A 21,371-nucleotide genomic window follows, 5' to 3' on the forward strand; every position below is an offset into this window, starting at 1 on the left:
GGTGGGCGCCGGACACGCGCACGGCGGCCTGGGGGCGACCTTCGTCCCCGGCGACAGCCCGGTGCACCGCCTCGAGCCGCACACCAAGCTGGTCGCGGTCCTGGCCTTCGCGCTGGTCGTGGTGCTGACGCCGGTGCACGCCGGGTGGGCGCCGCTGGCCTACGCCGGCTTCCTGCTGCTCCTCCTCGCCGTCGCGGCGGTCGCCCGGGTGCGTCCCGGGCGGCTGCTGCGCGGCCTGGTGGTCGAGGTGCCGTTCGTCCTCTTCGCCGTGCTGCTGCCGTTCGTCGCCCGCGGCCCCCGCACCGACGTGCTCGGGCTCTCCCTGTCCGAGAACGGGCTGGCGGCCGGCGGCAGCATCCTGGCCAAGGCGACGCTGTCGGTGCTGGCCGCCACGCTGCTGGCCGCGACCACCGACCCACGTGCCCTGCTGCGCGGCCTGGAACGGCTGCGGATGCCCTCGGTGCTCGTGCAGATCCTGGGCTTCATGATCCGGTACGCCGACGTGGTCGGCGGCGAGCTGCGCCGGATGCGGGTGGCCCGGGAGTCCCGCGGCTTCCGCGCCCGCCACCTGGGGGCGCTCAAGGTGCTCGGCCCCGCGGCGGGCTCGCTGTTCATCCGCTCCTACGAGCGCGGCGAACGCGTGCACCTGGCGATGCTGTCCCGCGGGTACACCGGCCGGATCCCCACCGGGCCGGTCGCCGTGGTGGGCACCCGCTCCTGGGCGATCGCGCTCACCCTGCCCCTGGCCGCGGCCGCCGTCCTGACGGCGGGTTCACTGCTGGGGTGAGCACTCCCCCGCCGTCCCTCGTCGTGGACGACCTCGCGTTCGCCTACCCCGACGGGCACCAGGCGCTCTTCGGCGTCGACCTGCGGATCGCACCGGGCGAGCGGGTGGCGCTGCTGGGCCCCAACGGCGCCGGCAAGACCACGCTGGTGCTGCACCTCAACGGCATCCTGCGGGGCGGGCGCGGCCGGGTGGAGGTCGGCGGCCTTCCGGTGACCGACCGCTCGCTGCAGGAGGTGCGCCGCCGGGTCGGGATCGTCTTCCAGGACCCCGACGACCAGCTGTTCATGCCCACGGTCGGCGAGGACGTCGCCTTCGGCCCGCGCAACCTGGGCCTGCCCGAGCCCGAGGTCGCCCGCCGGGTGGCCGACGCGCTGGCCGCCGTCCGGATGGCCGACGCCGCCGACCGCCCGCCGCACCACCTGTCCTTCGGCCAGCGACGCCGGGTCGCCGTCGCCACCGTGCTGTCGATGCAGCCCGAGGTGCTCGTGCTCGACGAGCCCAGCAGCAACCTCGACCCGGCCGGCCGCCGCGAGCTGGCCGAAGTGCTCCAGTCGCTGCCGGTGACGATGCTGATGGTCACCCACGACCTGCCCTACGCCCTGCAGCTGTGCCCGCGCTCGGTCGTGCTGGACGGCGGCGTGATCGTCGCCGACGGCCCGACCCGGGAGCTGCTCGCCGACACGGCGCTGCTGGCCGCCCACCGGCTCGAGCTGCCCTTCGGCTTCGACCCCCGCGCCGTCGGCTGAGCGACGGCGTCCCGGACCAGGTTGCCCCGGGGGCCACGCGGGTAGGCCACCCCGTCGGATCGATGGCAGGAGCCGGGCAGGGGGCAGCAGCGACGTGGCCGAGGGACGTTCGCCGGACGGGGCGCGGATCGCCCGCGCGGCGCGCCGGGTGAGCCCTGCGGCGCTGCCCGTCCCCGAGTACGCCCGGGTCTTCGAGCTGGCGCCCGCACCCTTCCTGCTGCTCACCCCGGACCTGGTGATCGTGCACGCCAACCAGGCGCGGCGGGAGGCGACGGCGACCACGCTCGCGGAGAACGTCGGGCGGCACCTGTTCGACCTCTTCCCGATGAACCCCGACGACCCGGCCGCCGACGGCATGGTCAACCTGGCCGCCTCCCTCGCCGAGGCCCGGGACACCCGCCGGCCGGTCACCATGGCGATCCAGCGGTACGACATCCGGATGCCCGACGGCAGCTACCAGGAGCGCTTCTGGAGCCCGCGCAACGTGCCGATCCTGGACGACGACGGGCGGGTGGTGCTGCTGCTGCACCGCTCCGACGACATCACCGACTACGTCCGCGACCGGGACGAGGCCCGGTTGGAAGCGGCCCGCGGCCAGCACCGGGTGGCCCAGGTGGAGTCCGACCTGTTCAGCCGCACCCGGGAGCTGGAGCAGCTGAACGCCCGGCTGCGCGAGGTCGGTGAGCGGGAGCGGCGCGCCGCCCGCTCCCTGTCCGGGCTGGCGGCGACCGTCTCCGCGCTCGCCCAGGCGGAGACCACCCGCGAGCTGCTGGAGCTGCTGTTCGAGCACGGCCGGTCGGCGCTCGCGGTCGACGCCGCGGCGGTCGCCCTCACCCGGCCGGCCGGACCGCTGCGGCTGACCGAGTGGCGCAACGGCCGGCTGTTCAGCGCCGACCTGGCCGTGGACTCACCCCTGCCGATGGCCGTGGCCGCGGCAGGCGCACCCCGGATCGTCCGCGACGCCACGCTGAGCGGCTGGTCGGACGTGGAGGCCACCCGAGTGGCCGAGGGACTGGGCGTGCGGTCGTGGGCGGCCCTGCCGCTGCGCGCCGGCGGCCGGTTGCTCGGTTCGTGGACGGTCGGCTGGGCCGGGCCGCGCGCGTTCGAGGACGAGGAGCTCCGCGTCCTGGAGGCCTACGCGGCGCAGTGCGCACAGGCGGTCGAGCGGGTCGCCCGGTTGGAGGAGGAGCGGCGGCAGGCCCGCGCCACCCGCAGCCTGGCGGAGGCGCTGCAGCGCTCGCTGCTCACCGCGCCGCCCCAGCCGGACCACCTGCGGATCGGGGTGCGCTACCGGCCCGCCGCCCGAGAGGCCCAGGTGGGCGGCGACTGGTACGACGCCTTCCCCTCCGCCGACGGCGCGACCGCGCTGGTCATCGGCGACGTCACCGGGCACGACCGGGACGCCGCGGCCGCCATGGGCCAGCTGCGCAACCTGCTGCGCGGCATCGCACATGCGCTGGACGCCCGGCCGGCCCCGGTGCTGACCGCGCTGGACCGCGCGGTCCACGACCTGGGGGTGACCACGCTGGCGACCACCGTGCTGGCCCGGGTCGAGCAGACCCCGGAGCAGGCCGCCGCCGGCGTGCGCACGCTGCGCTGGGCCAACGCCGGTCACCTGCCGCCGGTGCTGGTCCGGGCCGACGGGACGACGCAGCTGCTGGAGCGCCCCCGGAACCTGCTGCTGGGCGTGGACCCGGGCACGCCCCGGACCGACCACGCGGTGGACCTGCGGCCCGGGGACACCGTCGTCCTCTACACCGACGGCCTCGTCGAGCGCCGGGACGCGACCCTCGACGACGGCCTGGACCGACTGCTCACGGCCGCCACCGAGCTCGCCGGCACCCCCGTGGAGGAGCTGTGCGACGCCCTCCTGGCGCGGATGGCGCCGGACTTCGCCGACGACGTCGCCCTGCTCGCGCTGCGCATCGGCCCGTAGGCCCCCGGTCCGCTCCTCCCTCGCAGAGCTCGGTCGATGCTCCCGCGGGCGTCAGCCGACGATCGCCTCGGCGAAGGCCTCCGGCTCGAACGGCGCCAGGTCGTCCGGCCCCTCCCCGAGCCCGATCAGCTTCACCGGGATGCCCAGCTCACGCTGCACCGAGACGACGATGCCGCCCTTCGCGGTGCCGTCGAGCTTGGTCAGCACCACCCCGGTGACGTCCACCGCCTCGGTGAACACCCGTGCCTGCACGACGCCGTTCTGGCCGGTGGTCGCGTCCAGCACCAGCAGCACCTCGTCGACCGGGCCGTGCTTCTCCACGACCCGCTTCACCTTGCCCAGCTCGTCCATCAGCCCGGACTTGGTGTGCAGCCGGCCGGCGGTGTCGACCAGCACGGCGTCGACCTCCCCCTCGATGCCCGAACGCACCGCCTCGAACGCCACCGCGGCCGGGTCGCCGCCCTCCCGACCGCGCACGGTGTGCACGCCCACCCGCTCGCCCCAGGTCTCCAGCTGGTCGGCGGCGGCGGCGCGGAAGGTGTCGGCCGCGCCGAGCAGCACGCTCTTGCCGTCGCCCACCAGCACCCGGGCGATCTTGCCGACCGTCGTCGTCTTCCCCGCGCCGTTCACCCCGACGACGAGGACGACGGCGGGGCGGCCGTCGTGCCGGTCGGTGTGCAGCGTGCGGTCCAGGTCGGGGCCGAGGACGGCGGTCAGCTCGCGGACCAGCAGCTGCCGCAGGTCCTCCCCGGACGCGGTGGCCAGCACCAGGCTCTGGGTGCGCAGCCGGGAGACGATCTGGGTGGTGGCGGCGACGCCGACGTCCGCGGCCAGCAGGGTCTCCTCGATCTCCTCCCAGTCGTCCTCGGTCAGCTTCTCCCGGCCCAGCACGGTGAGCAGGCCGCGGCCCAGCGAGGACTGCGACCGGGCCAGCCGGGACCGCAGCCGGATCAGCCGGCCGGCCGAGGGGGGCGGCGTCTCGAAGACCAGGCCCGGCTCGGGTTCCGCCGGGGGCAGCTCGACCGGCTCGGCCACCGGCAGGTCGGCCGGGTCGACGGCGGTCGACCCGGTGTGCTCCGGTGCAGGCGTGGGCGGGGCGGTGGGCTGGGGCGGACGGGGCCGGGTCAGCGTGGTGCCGGCCGCGGCGTCGTCGTCCAGCCGGGTGGTGCGCCGTCCCCGGCCGACCAGCAGACCGACGGCGGACACCAGGCCGACGACGAGGATCGCGACCGCGATCAGCACGTACTCCACGAACTCCATGCAGGCAGTCTCCCAGCCGCGTCCGCCCCGGCGCACAGCCCGATGGGGCAGGCTGTCGCCCATGCCCGAGACCCCCGGCTCCCACCCGCTCCTGCTGCTCGGGCCGCTGCTGCGACACGTCGACCGGGTCTCGGCGACCGTGTGGGTGGAGACCGACCGGGCCTGCGAGGTGTCCGTGCTCGGCCGCACCGCGCGCACCTTCGGCGTGAACGGGCACCACTACGCCCTGGTCGTCGTCGAGGACCTCGAGCCGGGCAGCAGCACCCCGTACGAGGTGCACCTGGACGACGTCCGGGTGTGGCCGCCGGCGCAGTCGGCCTTCCCGCCCAGCCGGATCCGCACCGCCGGCCGCCCCGGCCCGTTCCGCCTGGCCTTCGGGTCCTGCCGGTACGCCACCCCGACGACGGTCGACGTGCGGGAGAACATCCCGCCGGACGCCCTGGACGCCTACGCCCGCCGCCTGCTGGCCGTGCCCGAGGACGAGTGGCCCGACGCGCTGGTGCTGCTCGGCGACCAGGTCTACGCCGACGAGATCACCCCGGCGACCCGCACCTGGATGGCGGCGCGGCGTGACCTGTCCCAGCCGCCGGGTGCCCAGGCGGCGGACTTCGAGGAGTACAGCCGGCTCTACGCGGAGTCCTGGAGCGACGCCGAGGTCCGCTGGCTGATGGCGACCATCCCGTCGTCGATGATCTTCGACGACCACGAGATGATCGACGACTGGAACACCTCCGCCGCCTGGCGCGCCGAGGTGACCCCGACCGACTGGTGGCAGCGGCGGATCTGCGGCGGGCTGGTCAGCTACTGGGTCTACCAGCACCTGGGCAACCTCTCCCCGCGTGAGCTCGCCGGGAACGAGACCTGGCAGGCGATCCTGGCGTCCCCGGACGAGGACGCCGGGCCGATGCTCGACGAGATGGCCCGCGCCGCGGACCGGGAGCCGCTGAGCGTCCGATGGAGCTACGTCCGGCACTGGGGCCCGGCCCGGCTGGTCATGGTGGACACCCGCGCCGGCCGCGCGCTGGAGGAGACCGACCGGAAGATCGTCGACGACGAGGAGTACGCGTGGGTCGACGCGGCGGTGTCCCAGGCGGTCGCCGACGGGGTCGACCACCTGCTCATCGGCACCTCCCTGCCGTGGTTGCTGCCGCACGCGGTGCACGACATCGAACGGTGGAACGAGACGCTGTCGGTGCGGCACGCCGGCCGCCCGCTGGGCCGGTTGATGGAGAAGCTGCGCCAGGCCGCCGACCTGGAGCACTGGGCGGCGTTCGAGCAGTCCTTCGAGCGGCTGGGCCGCACGCTGCTCGAGGTCGGACGCGGCGAGCGGGGCCGGCCGCCGGCGACCGCGTTGGTGCTCTCCGGCGATGTCCACCACGCCTACGCCGCCGAGCTGGTGTGCCCCGGCGGAACGGAGAGCCGGATCCACCAGCTGACCGTCTCCCCGCTGCACAACGCCGCCCCGCACGCCATCGAGATCGGCTTCAAGCTCGGCTGGAGCCGCTGGGCCCGGGCACTCACCGGGGCGGTGAACCGGCTGGCGCGGGTCCGCCCCAGCTCGCTGCAGTGGCGCAAGCAGGCCGGGCCGTTCTTCGGCAACGAGCTCGGCGAGCTGGTGCTCGACGGCCGGGACGCCCGATTCCTGCTGTGGGCCACCTCCCGCGACGACGACGGCCCGGAGCACTTCACCCAGGTGCTGGACACCCGTCTCTCGGCAACGGAGCGCGCATCGGCCACGCTGGGGGCATGACCGCATCCGCGCCCGACCCGGAGGGGCCGACGGCCCCGGTCCGGCTGGTCACCTTCAACGTGCACCACGGCGTCGGGGACGACGGCCGGCACGACCTGCCGCGGCTCGCCCGGCTGCTGGCCGATGCCGACCCGGACCTCATCTGCCTGCAGGAGGTGGATCGGCACTTCGGGCCGCGCAGCGAGGGCGTCGACCAGGCCGAACTGCTCTCCCGGGCGCTGGACATGGAGCTGGCATGGGGGCCGGCGATCGACGAACCGGGCAGTGGGGGCGGCAACGGAGACGGCGACCGGCGGCAGTACGGCAACGCGCTGCTGTCCCGGCTGCCGCTGCTGGCCCGCGACGTCCACCCGCTGCCCGGGGGCGGGGAGCCGCGCAGCGCGCTGCGTGCCCGGGTCGGGCTGCCCGGCGGCGCGCTGTGGGTGACCACCACGCACCTGTCCAGCGGCTCGGCGGCCGACCGCGCCGCCCAGGCCGCCGCGGTGGCGGAGCTGCACGCGGCGGTGCCGGAGCCGGGGGTGCTGGTCGGTGACCTGAACGCCGACGCCGGCGCTCCGGAGCTGGAGCCGCTGCGGGCCCTGCTCGCCGACGCCTGGCAGCAGGCGGCCGAGCGCAGCGACCAGACCGGCCGTTTCTCCCTGCACCGTGACGCGGGGCTCACCCACCCCGCCCGCCGGCCGCGGGTGCGGATCGACCAGGTGTGGGTGACCGCCGGGGTGACGGTGACCGACGCCCGGGTGCTCGACGGCTCGGGCGCGTCCGACCACCACCCGCTCCTCGTGGACCTCCAGGTCCCGGCCGCCCGCGCCTAGTCCGCGGGCCCCGGGCCGAGCTCGAGCTGGAGCTCCACCACCCACTCGGACTGGTCGTCACCACCCGCCGCGAGGAACACCGTCCGCTCCGCAGCGAGGGCGATGCCGGTCGCGTTCCAGCCCCGCTGCTCGGCCCAGCGGGCGAGCGCCTGCCAGCCCACCCGGACGCCGGCCATCGGGCCGCGGTGGACCACCGATGCCACCCGGGCGGGAGGCAGCTCGATCGACTCCAGCCCGGGTACCGCGCCGCCGGGGACGACGTACCCCGTGGTGACCCGCGTGCCCGTGCCCGCCGCCTCCCCGCCGCCGATCGGCGCAGACCGGCTGACCGGCGCCAGCCGGGAGGTCCCCGCGGCGTCCAGCACCAGCCCGACTCGGTCGAACTGGCCCGCCACCTCCGCCGCGAGATCGTCGACGTCCACCGGGACGATCGAACTCAGACCCACCACGTGGACCGCCGACACGTCTTTGACCTGCACGTCCTCGAACACGGCGTCTCCGCCGTCGATCAGCCGGAGCCTCGCCTCCACGTGGGCCAGCCGGTGGCCGGCGTCACGGAGCTGCGCCGCCGTCGCCTCCCGCCGTTCCTCGAGGAGCACCCGCACCCGCCGCTCGTCGAGCGGCTCCCGCAGCATCTCGGCGACCTCGCCGAGGCCGAACCCGAGGTCCTTCAGCACGACCAGCCGGTTCAGCTGGCCGAGCTGGGAGAGCTCGTAGGAACGCCGGCCGGTACGGCTGTCGACCCGGGCAGGGACGAGCAGGCCGATGGCGTCGTAGTGCCGCAGCATCCGGACCGACACACCGCCGAGCCGGGCGAAGTCCCCGATGGTCACCGTCACGAGGTCAGCCTCCGCGCTGACACGGTGTGAGGTGCAAGCCCCGGGTCATCGGACTAGGCAGGCTGGGGTTCCCGCAGGCGCTGGCTGATCACCCCGGTGATGCCGTCGCCGCGCATGCTGACCCCGTAGAGGGCGTCGGCGACCTCCATGGTCCGCTTCTGGTGGGTGATCACGATCAGCTGCGAGGTGTCGCGGAGCTGCTCGATGAGCGTGATCAGCCGGCCCAGGTTGACGTCGTCCAGCGCCGCCTCGACCTCGTCGAGCACGTAGAACGGCGAGGGCCGGGCCCGGAAGATCGCCACCAGCAGGGCCACCGCGGTCAGCGACCGCTCGCCACCGGACAGCAGCGACAGCCGCTTCACCTTCTTGCCCGGTGGGCGGGCCTCGACCTCGACGCCGGTGGTGAGCAGGTCCTCGGGGTCGGTGAGGAAGATCCGCCCCTCTCCGCCGGGGAACAGCGTGCCGAAGACCTGCTCGAACTCCCGCTGGGTGTCGGCGAAGGCCTGGGCGAACACCTCGTGGATGCGCGCGTCGACCTCCCGGACGACGGTCAGCAGGTCCCGGCGGGTGGTCTTGAGGTCGTCCAGCTGGGTGGCGAGGAAGGTGTGCCGCTCCTCCAGCGCCGCGAACTCCTCCAGCGCCAGCGGGTTGACCTTCCCCAGCGCCGCCAGGTCCCGCTCGGCCCGGGCGGCCCGGCGTTCCTGCGCGGCCCGGTCGTAGGGCACCGGCTCGGGTTCCGGCTCACCAGCCGTCTCGGCCGCGGTCACCTCGGCCTGGCTCGGCGGGACGGCGGCGGCGGGGCCGTACTCGCCGACCAGGGTGGGCAGGTCGACGCCGTACTCCTCGGCGGCCCGGGCCTCCAGCGCCTCGATCCGCAGCCGCTGCTCGGCGCGGGCCACCTCGTCGCGGTGCACCTCGTCGGTGAGCCGGTCCAGCTCGCCGGTGTGCTCGCGCACCCGGACCCGGACGGCGAGCAGCTCCGCCTCCCGACCGGTGCGGGCCTCGGCGAGCGCGTCGCGTTCGGTGGCGGCCCGGGCCAGCGACGTCGTCAGCGCGGTGAGGGCCTCCTCGGCTCCGGCGCGCACCCCGGCGGCGACGCGGGCACCCCGTTCGCGGGCGGCGCGGGCGGCGGCGGCGCGCTCCCGGGCGGCGCGCTCCTGGCGGGCCTGCCGGCGCAGCGACTCGGCCCGCCCGGACAGCGAGCGGACCCGCTCCTCGGCGGTGCGCACCGCCAGCCGGGCCTCCGTCTCGGCCTGGCGGGCCGCGGTGGCCTCGGCGCGCAGCCGGTCGCGCTCCTCGGTCGAGGGCTCCTCCTCCACCGGCGCGGCCTCGGCGGCGGCGAGCCGCTCCGCCAGCTCCGCCACCCCGGCGACCGCCTGCTCGTGGGCCTGCTCGGCGCGCACCCGGGCGGCGTCGAGCCGCTCGGCCTCGGCGACGGCCGACCGGGCCGCGGCGCCGAGCTCGGCGAGCTCCGCCGCGGCGGCCGACCGCGCCCGGTCACCGGCCTGGCGGGCGGTGAGGGCGGCGTCGACGTCGGCGGAGCGCTCGGTGGCGACCTGCCGGGCCACGGTGAGCTGCTCGGCGAGCTCCGCGGCGTGCGCGGCTGCCGCCTCGAGCGCGGTGGCGGCCTCCTCGACCCGGGCGCGCACCTCCAGACCGGAGGGGGCGTTGGCCTGGCCACCGGCGGCCCAGTCGGCTCCGAGCAGGTCACCGCCCTCGGTGACCGCCCGGACCCGCGGGTGGGTGCGCACCAGCGCCACGGCGGCGGGCAGGTCGGCGACCACGGCCACCCGCTCCAGCGCCCGGGCCAGCGCGGGGCCGAGCTCCGGCGGCGCCTGCACCAGGTCCAGCGCCCAGCGGGCACCGGCGGGCAGCTCCGGCCAGCCGTCGCGGGCGACGGGCGGGAGGCCTCCGGTGACCAGCAGCCCGGCCCGGCCGCCGGCGCCCTCGGCCAGGTGGGTGAGCACGTCGGCGGCCTCGGCCACCCCGGCGACGACGACGGCGTCGGCCAGGCCGCCGAGCGCGGCGGCCAGCGCGACCTCGGCGCCGGGGGTGACGGTGAGCCGGTCGGCGACCGGGCCCAGCACGCCGGGCAGGCCCGCGGAGAGCACCGCGGCGGCGCCGTCGGCGGGGGCCAGCCCGAGGGCGAGGGCGTCCCGGCGGGCCTGGGCGCCGGCCCGGTCGCGCTCGGCGGCGCGCTCGGCGGCGGTGAGCTCGGTGACGGTGCGCACCGCATCGCGGTGCGCGGTGACCGCCGCCGCGTGCGCTGCGGCGAGGTCGGTGTCGTCGCCGGCGTCCTCGGTGAGCTCGTCGCGGCGCCGGGCCAGCCGCTCAGCGGCGGCCTCGGCCCGCTCGGTCGCCTCGGCCGCGGCCGCGGCCAGCCGCTCGGTCTCCGCCTCCCCGGCGGCGGCGCGGGATCGGCCGGCGGCCACCTGGCCGGAGAGCCGGGCCAGCTGCTCGCGCCGGTCGGCCAGCGCCCGGGCGGCGGCGACCAGCGCCCGCTCGGCGTCGGTGAGCGCGGACTCGACGTCGGTGCGCACGGCCACGGCCGTGGTGAGCCGGGCCCGCTCGGCGTCCAGGGAGGCGGCGAGTTCCCGTTCGGTGGTCTCGACCCGGTCGGCCTCGGCGTCCAGCTGCTCGGGGTCGCGGCCGGCCGGGCCCGCCGGGGGCGCGGCGGAGAGGTGCCGGTGCCGTTCGGCCGCCAGCTGGGCGACGCTGCGGAACCGCTCGCCGAGGGTGGAGAGCCGGTACCAGGCCTCCTGGGCGGCGGCGAGCTGCGGCGCGTCGGCGGCCAGCTGCCGCTCCAGGGTCGACTCGGCGCGCGACGCCTCGGCGAGCGCCTGCTCGACGATCGCCCGGCGGGCGCGGGCGGCGGTCTCGTCGGCGACGTCCTTCTCCAGCGCGTCGCGCAGGCCGACCAGGTCGTCGGCGAGCAGCCGCAGCCGGGCGTCCCGCAGGTCGGCCTGCACGCCGGCGGCACGACGGGCCACCTCGGCCTGCCGGCCCAGCGGCTTGAGCTGGCGGCGCAGCTCGGCGGTGAGGTCGGTCAGCCGGTCGAGGTTGGCCTGCATCGCGTCGAGCTTGCGGAGCGCCTTCTCCTTGCGCTTGCGGTGCTTGAGGACGCCGGCGGCCTCCTCGATGAACGCGCGGCGGTCCTCCGGCCGGCCGGAGAGGACGGCGTCGAGCTGCCCCTGACCGACGATGACGTGCATCTCCCGGCCGATCCCGGAGTCACTGAGCAGCTCCTGGACGTCGAGGAGGCGGACCTTGTCGCCGTTGATCTCGTACTCGCTCTCCCCGGAGCGGTACATGCGGCGGGTGATGGACACCTCGGTGTAGTCGATCGGGAGGGCGCCGTCGGCGTTGTCGATGGTGAGGGTGACCTCGGCGCGGCCCAGCGCCGGGCGGCCGGCCGTGCCGGCGAAGATGACGTCCTCCATCTTGCCGCCGCGCAGGCTCTTGGCGCCCTGCTCGCCGAGCACCCAGGCGATCGCGTCGACGACGTTGGACTTGCCCGAGCCGTTCGGGCCGACGACGGCGGTGATGCCCGGCTCCAGGCGGAGCGTCGTCGGCGACGCGAAGGACTTGAAGCCCTTGAGCGTCAGGCTGGACAGGTGCACGGGGAGCAGACTCCGGTGGCCGGCGGGACGGGTGCCGGCCCGACGTTAACCGAGCACACCGACAGGACCCCGGCTCACGGGGCGCCCGGGGCGGGTGGTGCGGAGGCGGTCGTTCAGGCCAGCGCGGGGGTGGCCGACTCGTCGGCCAGGGTGAGCAGCTCGCGGGCGATGACGTTGTCGCGCTCCTCGCGGAGGACGGTGAGCTCCTCCTCCAGGCGGCGTACCCGCGCGCGCAGCGCGGCGTTCTCCTGGGCCATCCGGAGCTCGTGCGGAGCGACGACGGAACCGAACAGGGCCTTGGCCATGACTGAGCGGCCTCTCGCAGACAGGAGGTGGTTCCCGTGCACCGCCGGAGGCGGTCTGCACGGGCTGGTCGCTTCAGGGTGACACCCGCCTCGACCTCGGTCAACGTCTCGGCTACCGCGTCCCCGTGTCGGGTGGATGTCGTCTTGGTCACCCCGTGGTGAAGCCGTGGACCCCCTGCACCACGTCGTCCCGGGCCTGCACGCCGCGGACCGTGCCGGGGGCGTCGGGCCCGTCGAGAGCGGCGAGCACCGCGGCGACGTCGTCGGCCGGTCCCTCGAGGACCACCTCGACGCGCCCGTCGGGCAGGTTCGTCGCCGACCCGGCCAGGCCGCGCGCGGTGGCCGCGCGGCGCACGAAGAACCGGTAGCCGACGCCCTGGACCCGACCGTCCACGACGGCGACCACCCGCCGCGCACTCATGCGCGCCGCCGGGGTCGGGGCTGGCACTGCGGGCAGCTGTAGCTGGACCGGTTCATGAACTGCTCCCGGACGACGGCGGTGCCGCACCGCGGGCAGGGCCGGTCCTCCTGCCCGTAGACGGCCAGGTGGCGGGAGAAGTAGCCGCTCTGCCCGTTGACGTCGACGTAGAGCGAGTCGAACGACGTCCCGCCCTGGGCCAGCGACTCCCCGAGCACGTCCCGGACGCCCTCCAGCAGTGCGGTGACCTGGGGGCGGGTGAGCTTGTCCGTGGGGCGGGCACCGTGCAGCCGGGCGCGCCACAGCGACTCGTCGGCGTAGATGTTGCCCACCCCGCCGATCAGCGTCTGGTCCAGCAGCGCCCGCTTCACCTCGGTGCGGCGCCGGCGGAGGGCGGCGGTGAAGGCCGCTTCGTCGAAGCCGGGGTCCAGCGGGTCGATGGCGATGTGCGCCAGGCGGGGCGGCAGCTCCTCGCCGGTGGTCTCCTCGAGGGCCAGGCCGCCGAAGGTGCGCTGGTCGACGAAGCGCAGCTCACGGCCGCCGTCGGCGAACCGGAAGCGCGCGCGCAGGTGCACCTCGTCGGGCTCGCTGCGCTTCTCCACCAGCAGCTGGCCGCTCATGCCCAGGTGCGCGACGAGCGCCCGGTCGGCGGGGGTGCCGTCGGCGGCGGTCAGCGGCAGCCACAGGTACTTGCCGCGGCGGTGGGCGGCGCTGAACGTGGCGCCGGTGAGCGTCGCGACGAAGTGGTCGACGCCCTCCAGGTGCCGCCGGACGGCGCGGGGGTGGTGCACCTCGACGGCGGCGACGGTGCGCCCGGCGACCCAGCGCTCGAGCCCACGGCGGACGACCTCGACCTCGGGGAGCTCGGGCACTCAGGCCCCCGCGGCCTTCTCCGACTCGGCCTCCGCCTCGGCCGAGAGGGCCCGCCACGCCGCTTCCGCGGCCTCCTGCTCGGCGGCCTTCTTGGTCCGGCCGGACCCGCGGCCGCGGGCGGTGCCGGCCAGCAGCACCGATGCGGTGAAGGTCTTGGCGTGGTCGGGGCCCTCGTCCTCCACCACGTAGACGGGCGCGCCCAGGCCCTGCGCGGCGCCCAGCTCCTGGAGGCTGGTCTTCCAGTCCAGGCCGGCGCCCCGGGTGGCCGACTCGGCCAGCAGCGGGTCGAAGAGCCGGTGCACCAGGGCGCTGGCGACGTCCAGGCCACGGCCCAGGTGGATCGCGCCGATCAGCGCCTCGAGGGCGTCGGCGAGGATCGAGTCCTTCTCCCGGCCGCCGGTGGTCTGCTCACCGCGGCCCAGCAGCAGGTGCGGGCCGACGCCGCCGTCGCCGAGGGAGCGGGCGACCTTGGCCAGCGAGGTCATGTTGACCACGGAGGCCCGCAGCTTGGCCAGCTGTCCCTCGGGCAGGTCGGGGTGGCTGCGGTAGAGCTCGTCGGTGACGACCAACCCGAGCACCGAGTCGCCGAGGAACTCCAGGCGCTCGTTGGTGGGCAGGCCGCCGTGCTCGTACGCGTAGGACCGGTGGGTCAGCGCCAGGGTGAGCAGATCGCCGGGGAGCGAGACACCGAGGGCGTCGGCCAGCCAGCGGGCGGCCTGCGCGGCGTGCGCGTCACCGGCGGGTGAGCGACCACCGGCGTCCACTGCCGACGGCTGCACGGAGCCGTCGGCGGTGGACGCCGGTGTCGTGGTCGAGCTCGCCACGCCGGGAGCGGGTGCGGAGCTGGTCAGACCGCGAGGGTCTGACGGCCGTCGTACTGACCGCAGGTGGGGCAGGCCTGGTGCGGCGGCTTGAGCTCGCGGCAGGCCGGGTTCTGGCAGGCGGCCAGGGTGGGGGCGGTCGTCTTCCACTGCGAACGGCGGGACCGGGTGTTCGCGCGCGACATCTTCCGCTTCGGGACGGCCACGTCAGTTCTCCTCTGGGTCGGTGCGGGCGGACCCGGACTGGGACCCCTCCGCGGTGTCGGTCAGGTGCGCGAAGCGGTCGGCCAGCCCGGCGAACCGGGGGTCGAGCACCTCGTGCGAGTGGTCGGCGGGCAGGTCGTCGAGCCGCTCACCGCAGTCGACGCACAGGCCGGCGCAGTCGGGCGTGCAGGTGGGCGACAGCGGCAGGGTGAGCACGACGGTGTCGCGGACCAGCGGCGCGAGGTCGATCGTCTCGCCCTCGATCCGGCGGACCTCGTCCTCACCGCTGGTCGCCTCGGTGGTGCTGCCCTCGTAGGCGTACAGCTCCTGCACGTCCAGGGTGAGGGTGTCCTCGAGCGGCTCCAGGCAGCGGGCGCACTGGCCGGTCACCGGGACGTCGACCTCGCCGGAGACGAGCACGCCCTCCATGACCGACTCCAGGCGCAGCCGCAGGTCGACCGGTGCACCCTCGGGCACGCCGATCATCTCGACGCCCCAGCCCTCCGGGGCGGGCAGCGTCTTCTCCCACTCACGCATCGAGCCGGCCCGGCGGCCCAGCTCGCGCAGCTCGATCTTCCAGGCCTTGGCGGCGGCACGCTCCGCAGCGGTCGCGGCGGGGTCACCGACGGGACGCCGGGCGTCGGTGGACGCGGCGTCGGAGGGGCGGGCGGAGGCAGCAGGCATGTCAGTACTCGTCGTCGTCGGTGTGGGGTGCCGGCACGGCCCCGAGCGAACGGCACGGGACGGCACGGAGCCGGACAAGCGTCCAGCCTACCCGATCCCCGGCGGGCACCCGCTGGGCGCCATGAGGAACGGGTAGGGCCGCGGCAGGGGTCAGGGGGTCCTGAGGTTGCTGCGTGCCTGCTCCACCGAACGCGCCATGTGGGCGAGGGTGTTCCCGAAGTCGGCCAGCCGCGTGTCGACGTACTCGTCGACCTCCGCCCGCATCCGGGCCACCTCCGCCGCCGTCTGGGCGCCGAGCTCGTCGGCGCGGGCGACAGCGGTGCGGTACACCTCGGTCTCGGTGAGCAGCCGCTCGTTCTCGGCGACGCCCTCGGCGACCAGCTGCTCGGCCTGCGCCCGCCCCTCGGCGACCAGCTGGTCGCGCAGCCGCTCGGCCTCGGCGACGATCGCCTCCGCCTCGGCCTCGGCGCGGGCCAGCAGGTCGTCGGCCTGCTCGCGGGCCTGGGTGAGCAGCTCGTCGCGCTGCCGCCGGGCGGTGCCGACGATCTCCTCGCGCTGCCGCCGCGCGGCGGAGACGACCTGGTCGCTCTCGTTGCGGGTGCGCCCGGTCAGCCGCTCGGCCTCGGCCTGGGCCTGCTGGAGGATCTCGGTGCGCTGCTCGACGATCGCGCCGGCGGCGTGCACCTCCTCCGGCAGCGTCTCGCGCAGCTCGTCGAGCAGGTCCAGCAGGTGGTCGCGCGGGACCATGCAGGAGCCCGACATCGGGACGCTGCGGGCGTTCTCGATGACCGTGGTCAGCTCGTCCACGGTCTCGTAGAGCCGGTACACGACCTCGGTCATGCGGATGCCTCCCGGGCCCGGGCCACCAGCCGGTCGTTGACCGCCTTGGGGACCAGCGACGAGACGTCCCCGCCGAACCGGGCGATCTGCTTCACCAGGCTGGAGGAGAGGTGCCCGACCTGCGGTGCGGTGGGCACGAACAGCGTCTCGACGCCGGCGAGTTCGCGGTTCATCTGCGCCATCTGCAGCTCGTACTCGAAGTCGCCGACGGCGCGCAGCCCCTTGACCACCGCCGGCAGGCCGTTCGCCGTGCAGTAGTCGACCAGCAGGCCGGAGAAGCTGTCGACGACCACGTTCGGCAGGTCGACGGCGGCCTCGCGCAGCAGCGCCATCCGCTCCTCGACGTCGAACAGGCCCGCCTTGCCCGGGTTCACCAGCACCGCGACGACCAGCTCGTCGTACAGCGCGGCGGCACGGCGGATGACGTCGACGTGGCCGTTGGTGACCGGGTCGAACGAGCCGGGGCAGACCGCGCGCCTCACAACGAGCGACCGTACCGGAGCACGGCCTCGCCGTAGCGCCGATCGCGCAGCCCGGTCAGCGGTGTCGGCCAGTCGAAGGGCGCGTCCCGGCTGGCTCGTTCGACCACCACGACCGCCTCCGGGGCGAGCCAGCCGCCGTCGGCCAGCGCGCGCAGCACGCCGAGCACCTCCTCGTCCGGGACGGCGTACGGCGGGTCGGCCAGCACCAGGTCGAAGACGGACGGCGCCGGCCGGGCGACCACCGTGGGCACCGAGCCGGCGAGCACCCGGGCACCGGGCAGGCCGACGGCGGCGACGTTGGCCCGCAGCACGGGCAGCACCTTCGGGCCGGACTCGACCAGCAGCACCTCGACTGCCCCGCGGGACAGCGCCTCCAGCCCGAGCGCGCCGGTGCCGGCGTACAGGTCGAGCACCCGGGCGCCGTCGAGGTCCAGCAGCGAGCCGAGGGAGTTGAACAGCCCCTCCCGGGCGCGGTCGCCGGTGGGCCGCACCCCGGACGCCGGCACCTTCAGCCGCCGCCCACCCGCGGTTCCCGAGATGATCCTCGTCAAGCCTTCTCCAGGTAGTCGGCGCGGTCGTCCAGCGCCAGGGCGGCGACCGCCGCGGCGAGCTCCGGGTGGTCGGCCAGCCCGCGGCCCTCCTCGACCAGCCGGGTGGCCTCCACCCGGGCCTCGGCGATCAGCTGCTCGTCGTCGAGCAGCGACAGCAGCCGCACCCCCGACCGCCGCCCGGACTGCGCGGCCCCGAGCACGTCGCCCTCGCGACGGGTCTCCAGGTCCAGTCGGGCCAGCTCGAAGCCGTCGGTGGTGGCGGCGACCGCGGCCAGCCGCTGCCCGGTGGCCGAGGAGGCGGGCGCCTCGCTGACCAGCAGGCACAGCCCCGGGTGCTTGCCGCGGGCCACCCGGCCGCGCAGCTGGTGCAGCTGGCTGACGCCGAACCGGTCGGCGTCCATCACCACCATCACCGTGGCGTTGGGCACGTCGACGCCGACCTCCACGACGGTGGTGGCCACCAGCACGTCGACCTCGGCGGCCGCGAAGGCCCGCATCCGGGCCTCCTTGTCCTCCGGCGTCATCCGGCCGTGCAGCACCTCGACCCGCAGCTCCGCCAGCGGCCCGGCGCGCAGCTCGTCGGCGACGTCGAGCACCGCCAGCGGCGGCCGCCGGTCGCTGCCGCCCTTCTCGTCCTCCGGCGGGGCGCCGTCGGCGTCGTCCGGGCCGTCGTCGTCCCGCGCGGAGCCCTTGCCGTCCTCGGCGTCCCCGATGCGCGGGCACACGACGTAGGCCTGCCGCCCGGCGGCGACCTCCTCGCGCACCCGGGCCCAGGCGCGGTCGAGCCAGGACGGCTTCTCCCGGACCGGCACCAGCGAGCTGGACACCCCGCCGCGACCGGCGGGCAGCTGGCGCAGCGTGGAGGTCTCCAGGTCGCCGTAGACGGTCATCGCCACGGTGCGCGGGATGGGCGTGGCGGTCATCACCAGCACGTGCGGGGGGCGGTTGCCCTTGGCGCGCAGCGCGTCGCGTTGCTCGACCCCGAACCGGTGCTGCTCGTCGACGACGACCAGGCCGAGGTCGGCGAACTCGACGCCCTCCTGCAGCAGGGCGTGGGTGCCGACGACGATGCCGGCGCTGCCGTCGGCGACCGCGGCGCGGGCCTCCCGGCGGACGGCGGCCTTCTGCGAGCCGGTGAGCAGCACCACCCGGGTGCCCGCCGGGTCTCCGTCGAGCTCCCCGGCCCGGCCCAGCGGCCCGAGGACCGCCGCGAGGCTGCGGGCGTGCTGGGCGGCGAGCACCTCGGTGGGCGCCAGCAGCGCGGCCTGCCCTCCGGCGTCGACGACCTGGGCCATCGCCCGCAGCGCGACGACGGTCTTGCCCGAGCCGACCTCGCCCTGCAGCAGCCGGTTCATCGGCTGCTCCCGGGCCAGCTCCGCGGCGAGCTCCTCCCCCACCTCACGCTGCCCGTCGGTGAGCGCGAACGGCAGGGCGGCGTCGACGGCGTCCAGCAGGCCGCCGGCCCGGCGCGGCCGGGCGATGCCGGGTTCCAGCGCCGCGGCGCGGCGGCGGCCGGCGAGCGTGGCCTGCAGCACCAGCGCCTCGTCCCACTTGAGCCGCTCGTCGGCCTGGTCGACCTGTTCCTGGGAGTCCGGCCGGTGCTTCCAGCGCAGGGCGGTGGCCAGCGGGACCAGCCTGTGCCGCTCCCGCACCGGCGCGGGCAGCGGGTCGTCGAGCGCCTGCTGCAGGGAGCGCTCGTCGTCCAGCAACAGCTTCACCGACTTCTGGATCACCCAGCTGGAGACGTCCTTGCTCGCCGGGTAGATCGGCACCAGCGCGCGGGCCCAGTCGGCGTCGTCGCCGGTGATGACGTGGCAGTCGGGGTGGGTGAACTGCAGGTCGCCCTGCCACTTGCCCACGGTGCCGGCGAACAGCCCCCACTCCCCGACGTCGAGGTGGGCGTGCCGGTGGTTGAAGAAGACCAGCCGCATGCTGCCCGCGCCGTCACCCACGGTGACCTCGGTGATCGTGCCGCGGCGCTGGCGCATCGGCCGGCTGCTGACCTTCTTCACCTGGGCCAGCACGGTGACCCGGTCACCGACCTGGAGGTCCTCCAGCCGGCTCATCTCCCCGCGCCGGGCGTACCGGCGCGGGTAGTGCCGCAGCAGGTCGCGGACGGTGTGCAGCGACAGCTGGTCGGCCATCGCCTTCGCCGTCTTGGGGCCCACCACGCGGCTGAGCGGGGTGTCCATCGCCAGCGCCACGTCACTCCACCCCGACCAGCAGCGGGAGCGCCCCCTCGCCCCCGGCGTAGCGCAGCACCTCGACCGTGGGGTGCGCCGCGGCCAGGTGCGCGCAGACGGTGTCGCCCAGCGCCTCGTCGCCCGCCACCACGGTGGCCAGCTCACCGCCGGCCGACAGCAGTCGGTCCAGCAGCTCGGCGGCGACGGCGGCGAGCTCGGCCCCGATGACGACGACGTCGCCGTCGGCGGTGCCCAGCACGTCGCCGGCGGAGCAGCGACCGGCCGAGGTGAGCGCCTCGTGCTCGGCGACGACGACCTCGGCCCAGCGCGTGGCGGCCGCCGCCTCGGCCATGGCGATCACGTCGTCACCGAACCGGCGCGCCGGGTCGGCGACCGCCAGCGCGGCGACGCCCTGCACCGCCGAGCGGGTGGGCACGACGGCGACGTCGCGGCCCTCCTCGCGAGCCCGCTCGGCCGCCCGCGCCGCCACGGCGGTGACCTCGGGGTGGTTGGGCAGGACGACGACCTGCTCGGCGCCGGTGCCGAGCACCGCGGCCAGGACGGCGTCCTCGGTGACCGCGTCGACCGGGGCGGTGAGCACGGTGACCCCCTCGCCGGCGAAGAGGTCGGCCAGGCCTGCCGCGCAGGCCAGTGCCACGACCGCACGGACGCCGGGCGCGGCCGCCGGCGGGCGCACCGGGGCGAGCGGCGTGACCGTGATGCGGTGCGGCCGGCCGGCCTCGATGCCCGCCTCGATCGCCGCCCCGACGTCGGAGACGTGCACGTGCACGTTCCACTCCCGCCCGCCGGGGGTGTCGACCCCGACGACGACCAGCGAGTCGCCGAGCCCGGCCAGCCGGTGCTGCAGCCGGGCCACCGCGGCGTCGTCGGAGTCGGCCAGCAGGTACTGCACCTCGCTCCCGGGGCCGGCAGGTGGCTGGCCGACCAGCGGCGCGGGCGCGGCCCGGTGCCGGTGGGGCCGGCCGGCGAGCGGCGGGCGGACCGGCACCTCTCCGGTGACCGTGCCGACCAGTGCGTCGAGCACCAGGCACCAGCCGGCGCCGCCCGCGTCGACCACCCCGGCGTCACGGAGCGCGGCGAGCTGGCCCGGGGTGGCCTGCAGCGCGGTGCGCGCGCCGTCGGCGGCGGCCCGGACGACGTCGGGCAGCGCGTCGCGGCCCACCTCGACCGCGGTGACCGCGGCGTCGGCGCCGGCGCGGGCCACGGTGAGGAAGGTGCCCTCCTCCGGGTCGGCCACCGCGCCGTAGGCGGTGCGCGCCGCGGCAGCCAGCGCACCGGCGAGCACCGGGCCGTCGACCCGCTCGGCGCCGGCCAGCCCGTCGGCCAGGCCGCGCAGCAGCTGGGCGAGGATCGCGCCGGAGTTGCCCCGGGCACCGAGCACCGCGCCTCGGGCGAGGACGGCCCACGCCGACTCCCCGGCCGCCGACTGCAGCGCGGTGTGCCCGGCCTCGGCGGTGAGCAGCAGGTTGGTGCCGGTGTCGCCGTCGGGCACCGGGAAGACGTTGAGCTCGTCGAGCCGGCCGCGGGACCGGGACAGCGTGTCGACGACGGCGCGGCTCCACCGGCCGACCGCCGCGTCGTCGAGCGCCTGCAGCACGGACGGGAGGGTACCTGCGCCGACCGACGGTCCCCGTTCGCGCGCTGCGGGAGCACCGGCGGCTCCGGCCGGTCCGACGGCCGCGCCGGGGACCGGCTACAGTGGTCTCCAGTCTGCGTGTGGGTACTCGTGTGCCCGTGTCCGAACGACCGCGCTGCAAACGACTTCAGTTGAACGACTTCTGGGAGTGATCCGCCGTGGCTGCCGTGTGCGATGTCTGTGGCAAGGGGCCCGGTTTCGGTATGTCGGTGTCGCACTCGCACCGCCGCACGCCGCGCCGTTGGAACCCGAACATCCAGTCCGTGCGGGCTGCGCTGGCCGGCGGTGGCCGCCAGCGCATGAACGTCTGCACCTCCTGCATCCGTGCGGGCAAGGTCGTCCGGGGCTAGTCCCCCCGCTGACCGCTCCCGGCTCCGGCCGGGGCACCCAGACCCCGGAGGTCCTCGTGACCTCCGGGGTCTTTCGTGTGCTCGCCGCGGACGCCCGGCACGCGGGATCGGCTGGTCGTTGGCCCGGGCACGGAACTGTCGTACCCGGCCCCCGCCACCCTCTCCGGGACAGTCGTGGGGGGGGGGGGGGGGGGGGGGGGGGGGGGGGGGGGGGGGGGGGGGGGGGCGGGGGGGGGGGGGGGGGGGGGGGGGG

At 76.1% G+C, this 21,371-nt stretch carries 20 protein-coding genes; 6 read left to right on the plus strand and 14 right to left on the minus strand.

The window, feature by feature from the left end:
* The first annotated feature begins 1 nt into the window (after position 1).
* The 3 genes from cbiQ to ACI79Y_RS12345 all read left to right on the plus strand — a co-directional run bounded on the left by cbiQ (position 2) and on the right by ACI79Y_RS12345 (position 3,469).
* The gene (cbiQ, locus tag ACI79Y_RS12335; RefSeq protein ID WP_457158756.1) at positions 2 to 787 is read left to right on the plus strand and encodes a cobalt ECF transporter T component CbiQ; all 786 of its coding nucleotides are present in this window, start codon (positions 2 to 4) and stop codon (positions 785 to 787) included.
* A complete protein-coding gene (locus ACI79Y_RS12340) occupies positions 784 to 1,533 on the plus strand; it encodes an energy-coupling factor ABC transporter ATP-binding protein (RefSeq protein WP_457158757.1) in 750 nt (249 codons plus the stop codon). The genes cbiQ and ACI79Y_RS12340 overlap by 4 nt, the downstream gene beginning before the upstream one ends.
* A gap of 94 nt (positions 1,534 to 1,627) precedes the next feature.
* Positions 1,628 to 3,469: a SpoIIE family protein phosphatase gene (locus ACI79Y_RS12345; protein WP_457158758.1), complete on the plus strand. Its 1,842-nt coding sequence runs from the start codon at positions 1,628 to 1,630 to the stop codon at positions 3,467 to 3,469.
* 51 nt (positions 3,470 to 3,520) lie between these two features.
* On the opposite strand, the gene ftsY is transcribed toward ACI79Y_RS12345, so the two are convergent.
* Positions 3,521 to 4,729: a signal recognition particle-docking protein FtsY gene (gene ftsY / locus ACI79Y_RS12350; protein ID WP_457158759.1), complete on the minus strand. Its 1,209-nt coding sequence runs from the start codon at positions 4,727 to 4,729 to the stop codon at positions 3,521 to 3,523.
* 61 nt (positions 4,730 to 4,790) lie between these two features.
* On the opposite strand from ftsY, the gene ACI79Y_RS12355 reads away from it, so the two are divergent.
* Positions 4,791 to 6,479 carry an alkaline phosphatase D family protein gene (locus ACI79Y_RS12355; RefSeq protein WP_457158760.1) on the plus strand — a complete coding sequence of 563 codons (1,689 nt, stop codon included), beginning with the start codon at positions 4,791 to 4,793 and terminating at the stop codon, positions 6,477 to 6,479.
* The gene (locus ACI79Y_RS12360; protein WP_457158761.1) at positions 6,476 to 7,291 is read left to right on the plus strand and encodes an endonuclease/exonuclease/phosphatase family protein; all 816 of its coding nucleotides are present in this window, start codon (positions 6,476 to 6,478) and stop codon (positions 7,289 to 7,291) included. The genes ACI79Y_RS12355 and ACI79Y_RS12360 overlap by 4 nt, the downstream gene beginning before the upstream one ends.
* On the opposite strand, the gene ACI79Y_RS12365 is transcribed toward ACI79Y_RS12360, so the two are convergent.
* The 13 genes from ACI79Y_RS12365 to ACI79Y_RS12425 form a co-directional block, all read right to left on the minus strand.
* Positions 7,288 to 8,130 carry a MerR family transcriptional regulator gene (locus ACI79Y_RS12365; protein WP_457158762.1) on the minus strand — a complete coding sequence of 281 codons (843 nt, stop codon included), beginning with the start codon at positions 8,128 to 8,130 and terminating at the stop codon, positions 7,288 to 7,290. The two genes, ACI79Y_RS12360 and ACI79Y_RS12365, sit on opposite strands and share 4 nt — an antisense overlap.
* Before the next feature lie 53 nt (positions 8,131 to 8,183).
* Positions 8,184 to 11,750, minus strand: a complete 3,567-nt coding sequence (smc, locus tag ACI79Y_RS12370; protein ID WP_457158763.1) for a chromosome segregation protein SMC — start codon at positions 11,748 to 11,750, stop codon at positions 8,184 to 8,186.
* Positions 11,751 to 11,863: 113 nt separating this feature from the next.
* Entirely contained in the window at positions 11,864 to 12,055 is a 192-nt protein-coding gene (locus ACI79Y_RS12375; protein WP_457158764.1) for a hypothetical protein, read from the minus strand.
* A 148-nt stretch (positions 12,056 to 12,203) separates the two neighbouring features.
* Positions 12,204 to 12,476, minus strand: a complete 273-nt coding sequence (locus ACI79Y_RS12380; RefSeq protein ID WP_457158765.1) for an acylphosphatase — start codon at positions 12,474 to 12,476, stop codon at positions 12,204 to 12,206.
* A complete protein-coding gene (gene mutM / locus ACI79Y_RS12385) occupies positions 12,473 to 13,345 on the minus strand; it encodes a bifunctional DNA-formamidopyrimidine glycosylase/DNA-(apurinic or apyrimidinic site) lyase (protein ID WP_457158766.1) in 873 nt (290 codons plus the stop codon). Before mutM ends, ACI79Y_RS12380 begins: the two co-directional genes overlap by 4 nt.
* On the minus strand, positions 13,346 to 14,170 hold the full coding sequence (gene rnc / locus ACI79Y_RS12390; RefSeq protein WP_457158767.1) for a ribonuclease III: 825 nt from the start codon (positions 14,168 to 14,170) through the stop codon (positions 13,346 to 13,348). It abuts the gene before it with no gap.
* Positions 14,171 to 14,193: 23 nt separating this feature from the next.
* Complete coding sequence (rpmF, locus tag ACI79Y_RS12395; protein WP_153362036.1) at positions 14,194 to 14,373, minus strand: 50S ribosomal protein L32; 180 nt, start codon at positions 14,371 to 14,373, stop codon at positions 14,194 to 14,196.
* Between the two features lies 1 nt (position 14,374).
* Positions 14,375 to 15,055 (minus strand): YceD family protein, encoded by a 681-nt coding sequence (locus tag ACI79Y_RS12400; RefSeq protein ID WP_457158768.1) that lies wholly within the window; start codon positions 15,053 to 15,055, stop codon positions 14,375 to 14,377.
* Positions 15,056 to 15,205: 150 nt separating this feature from the next.
* The gene (locus ACI79Y_RS12405; protein ID WP_457085250.1) at positions 15,206 to 15,895 is read right to left on the minus strand and encodes a hypothetical protein; all 690 of its coding nucleotides are present in this window, start codon (positions 15,893 to 15,895) and stop codon (positions 15,206 to 15,208) included.
* Positions 15,892 to 16,377, minus strand: a complete 486-nt coding sequence (gene coaD / locus ACI79Y_RS12410) for a pantetheine-phosphate adenylyltransferase (protein WP_457158769.1) — start codon at positions 16,375 to 16,377, stop codon at positions 15,892 to 15,894. Before coaD ends, ACI79Y_RS12405 begins: the two co-directional genes overlap by 4 nt.
* Positions 16,374 to 16,928, minus strand: a complete 555-nt coding sequence (gene rsmD / locus ACI79Y_RS12415) for a 16S rRNA (guanine(966)-N(2))-methyltransferase RsmD (RefSeq protein ID WP_457158770.1) — start codon at positions 16,926 to 16,928, stop codon at positions 16,374 to 16,376. The genes coaD and rsmD overlap by 4 nt, the downstream gene beginning before the upstream one ends.
* On the minus strand, positions 16,925 to 19,132 hold the full coding sequence (recG, locus tag ACI79Y_RS12420; protein WP_457158771.1) for an ATP-dependent DNA helicase RecG: 2,208 nt from the start codon (positions 19,130 to 19,132) through the stop codon (positions 16,925 to 16,927). The genes rsmD and recG overlap by 4 nt, the downstream gene beginning before the upstream one ends.
* A gap of 1 nt (position 19,133) precedes the next feature.
* Positions 19,134 to 20,729 (minus strand): DAK2 domain-containing protein, encoded by a 1,596-nt coding sequence (locus ACI79Y_RS12425; RefSeq protein WP_457158772.1) that lies wholly within the window; start codon positions 20,727 to 20,729, stop codon positions 19,134 to 19,136.
* Between the two features lie 206 nt (positions 20,730 to 20,935).
* Here ACI79Y_RS12425 and rpmB point away from each other — a divergent pair, with 206 nt between their 5' ends.
* A complete protein-coding gene (gene rpmB / locus ACI79Y_RS12430; protein WP_457085255.1) occupies positions 20,936 to 21,118 on the plus strand; it encodes a 50S ribosomal protein L28 in 183 nt (60 codons plus the stop codon).
* Positions 21,119 to 21,371: the final 253 nt, after the last annotated feature.

It is taken from the genome of Modestobacter sp. SYSU DS0875 (assembly GCF_054050915.1).